Source organism: Pseudomonadota bacterium, from assembly GCA_022361155.1.
Lineage (GTDB): Bacteria > Myxococcota_A > Polyangia > Polyangiales > JAKSBK01 > JAKSBK01.
Genome location: JAKSBK010000518.1, coordinates 1 through 3,431, shown reverse-complemented (window position 1 = coordinate 3,431; position 3,431 = coordinate 1). Strand labels below are relative to the sequence as shown.

The following is a 3,431-nucleotide window of genomic DNA, read 5'->3' as shown; positions in this document are numbered from 1 at the left end:
GGCGGCCCGGAATGGGCACGGCAGGTTTGCTCAAGAGTTACGAGAGCTTGTAGACCGCGCCAAGGAGCGAGCGAAGGCAGCCGCCTCGGCACCGGGCCCGAAGCCCATCCCGATGGCCCAGCCGAGAGGCGAGTTGGCGGGCCTCCTGACGGTCGGCTACCCGAAGACCCGCATCGCCGACATGGCGCTTGAGGACGATCTCCACCAGCGGATCGATCGCGTGCTCGTCGAACAGCGACAGCGCGATCGCATTCGCGAGCATGGGTTTGCTCCGCTCCGGAAGCTCCTACTCGTGGGACCGCCCGGCACCGGGAAGACGATGACCGCCGCCGCGCTGGCAGGAGAGCTGGGCCTGCCCCTGTTCACCATCCAACTCGACGGTCTGATCACCAAGTACATGGGCGAGACCGCCGCCAAGCTGCGACTCGTCTTCGACGCGATTCAGGGGACGCGCGGCGTCTACCTCTTCGACGAGTTCGATGCCCTTGGGGGACAGCGCGGCGGTGCGAACGACGTCGGTGAGATTCGACGCGTGCTGAACTCCTTCCTGCAGTTCCTGGAGATGGACGATTCGGACAGCTTGGTGATCGGCGCGACGAACCACGTGAAGCTGCTGGACCGTGCGCTCTTCCGCCGCTTCGACGCAGTCCTCGAGTACGCGCTGCCCTCGAAGGAGATCGCGACGAAGGTCATGCAGGCGCGCCTCGGCCTACTCGACACGGGGGACATCGACTGGTCTCATGCTGTGGCAGCGGCCGAATCTCTCAGCCATGCCGAGATCACTCATGCGTGCGAGCAAGCAGCGAAGAACGCGATCTTGGAGCACACCACCAAGGTCCGAAACGATGAGCTCGTCACCGCACTCAAGGAACGACGCAGCACGCATCCGTAACCCCCGAGGAGGAGGCTGACCGATGGCATCCCCTCGGAACCGACGCCACATCATCGTCCCTGGCGATCCGACCGTCGAAAAGTACACGCCTCATCCGCGGAAGATCGAGGTCAAGAAGCCGCCCGCGCCCGCGAGCAGACCGGCGCACGGCGCTGCGCTGAAGCAATCATTCGAAGATGCGGCAAGCGAGGGCGCCGAGCGACGCAAAGAGGCCGAAGACGCCGGTATCAAGGTTCACGGCGCCATCCCTGGGCTCTACGTCGAGTTCGAGAGTCGGCCCGGCGTGAAGCTGAAGCTGAGTAGCCTCGAAGACGCTCGCGCAGGCATCGAGCTCGTCGCGGTGACCGAGACCAAGACGAATGAGGCCGAGCCGAAGCGTGTGCAGCACGCGACCGTGTTCGTTCCGGACGGCAAGGTGAAGCACTTCGTCTCCCGGTTCGAGAAATACGCGCAGACGGCGCCGAAGAAGAAAGGCGAGCGCCGCCACGAGGAGATGATCGATCCGGTCGCGACCCTGCGTCTCGCGACCCTACGCGGCCTGTGGACAGACGCTCCGGACGCCTACCCCGGCTGAGAACGAGAGCATCTGGTGGGAAGTGTGGCTGCGCCGGCACGACGGCAACGAACTCGCGCGTTTGATGGAGTTTGCATTGCTCCAGAAGCTCGACGTGAGCGAGCGGCGTCTTCAGTTCGATGAACGCATCGTGACACTCGTAAAGGCAACGCCGAACGAACTCGCCAGCTCCATCGACGTGCTCAACGACGTTGCGGAGGTCCAGCGCGCGAAGGAGACGGCAGCCGTGTTCGTGGACATGGGCCCCGACGAACAGGCCGACTGGGCGAAGGAGCTACTTGCGCGCGTGACGTCGCCGGGCGGCGACGCGCCGGCTGCGTGCATTCTCGACACGGGTGTGAACCGCGGCCATCCGCTCCTCGAGGTCGCGGTGGCTGCCGAAGACTGCACGGCAGTTGATCCGACGTGGGGCCATCACGACGACGGAGGCGGTCCCGACATGATGGGGCACGGAACGCAGATGGCGGGGTTGGCCCTCTATGGCGACCTCACTCCTGTTCTCGCTGGATCTGAGCCGGTGCATCTCCAGCACCGCCTCGAATCCGTGAAGATCCTGCCACCAAACGGAGCAAACCCACCAGAACTCTACGGAACCATCACCGCTGAAGCCGCAAGCCGCGTCGAAGTCCAGGCACCCGACCGAGCCCGCTGCTTCGCGATGGCCGTCACTGCCACCGACAAACGGGACCGAGGCAAGCCGACTTCGTGGTCTTCTGCCGTCGATGCGTTGGCGGCGGGTCGCGTGTTCGACCAGACGACACAGGGTTTGGTCTATCTCGATGACGACGGCGATGACCACCATTGGCGTCTCTTCGTCGTCAGCGCCGGCAATGTCGATGGGAACTCGCTCGCAGTCGCCCATCTCGACCAGAGCGACACAGACCCCGTGCACGACCCGGCGCAGGCGTGGAATGCCCTAACCGTCGGCGCATTCACCGAGCGGATCTCCATCCAGGATGCGTCTTGGCAGGGATGGGAGCCCGTCGCGGCGGCTGGCGACCTATCTCCGTGGAGCACCACGTCGGTCACGTTCGCCAAACAGTGGCCCCTGAAGCCCGACGTGGTTTTCGAGGGGGGAAACGTCGTGCGCAACAGCAAGGACGAGGTGGACTTCCCCTGCGCCGATCTCTGTCTCCTGTCCACCCACTTCAAGCCTGCCGAAAAGCCGTTCGTCGTTTCCTACGCGACCAGTGCTGCCACGGCCCAGGCTGCACGGATGGCTGCGACCATCAAGGCCCAGTATCCAGACCTCTGGCCCGAAGCTGTCCGCGGCCTGATTGTGCACTCAGCAGAGTGGACCCGGGCCATGCAGGGGCACCTTCGTGGTGCCGGTGGCAAGCGCGAGCGCGAGATGCTCGTGCGGCGGTACGGCTTCGGCGTCCCGCGACTCAGTCGGGCCCTGCGCAGCGCGAGCGACTCCCTCACGCTCATCGCCCAAGGCTCGATCCGGCCCTTCGCGCCCGGGGACAAGGACCCGAAGAAGCGAACCATGGGCGACATCCACTTCTTCGAATTGCCCTGGCCGACGGATGTCCTGCAGAGCCTCGCGCTCGTGCCGTCCTGATGACCCAGGAGGGCAAACGGCAGGAGAATTCGAACATCAGCCTGGACGAGCACCTGGTCAGGTACTGCTGGTCGGACAACGTCAACTCGTACTGCGAGATAGACGGGTTCGAGAATTACTTCAGCAGCCGTGCCTACTGGACCACGCTGGGCGGGGGTACGAGCCTCAATGTTCCGATCGATGTGGCGTGCACGCCGGGGAGTACCTACTATCTGATGATGAGCGTGCATCCCAACTACTTCATGTGGTTGGCAAACCGGCCGGCGGTTCCCGCGTGCCCGGAAAACCAGAGCGGTCAGTGCTGCGACCAGTACGCGCTGCACTACGAGATCAAACAGGTGGACGACGGCTTTCCTGCGTCACCCTGAGCCTGTGGGGATTGACTGGGCCCCCGCTCCGGT

At 64.5% G+C, this 3,431-nt stretch carries 4 protein-coding genes; all 4 read left to right on the top strand.

Features of this window, described 5'->3' with window-relative positions; translation table 11 throughout:
* Positions 1-892, top strand: an 892-nt coding sequence (locus MJD61_19185) for an ATP-binding protein (protein MCG8557386.1), incomplete at its 5' end; no start/stop codon positions are given.
* A gap of 22 nt (positions 893-914) precedes the next feature.
* A complete protein-coding gene (locus MJD61_19180) occupies positions 915-1,466 on the top strand; it encodes a hypothetical protein (GenBank protein ID MCG8557385.1) in 552 nt (183 codons plus the stop codon).
* Positions 1,467-1,488: 22 nt separating this feature from the next.
* Positions 1,489-3,030, top strand: a complete 1,542-nt coding sequence (locus MJD61_19175; GenBank protein MCG8557384.1) for a S8 family peptidase — start codon at positions 1,489-1,491, stop codon at positions 3,028-3,030.
* Positions 3,030-3,398: a hypothetical protein gene (locus MJD61_19170; protein ID MCG8557383.1), complete on the top strand. Its 369-nt coding sequence runs from the start codon at positions 3,030-3,032 to the stop codon at positions 3,396-3,398. The genes MJD61_19175 and MJD61_19170 overlap by 1 nt, the downstream gene beginning before the upstream one ends.
* Positions 3,399-3,431: the final 33 nt, after the last annotated feature.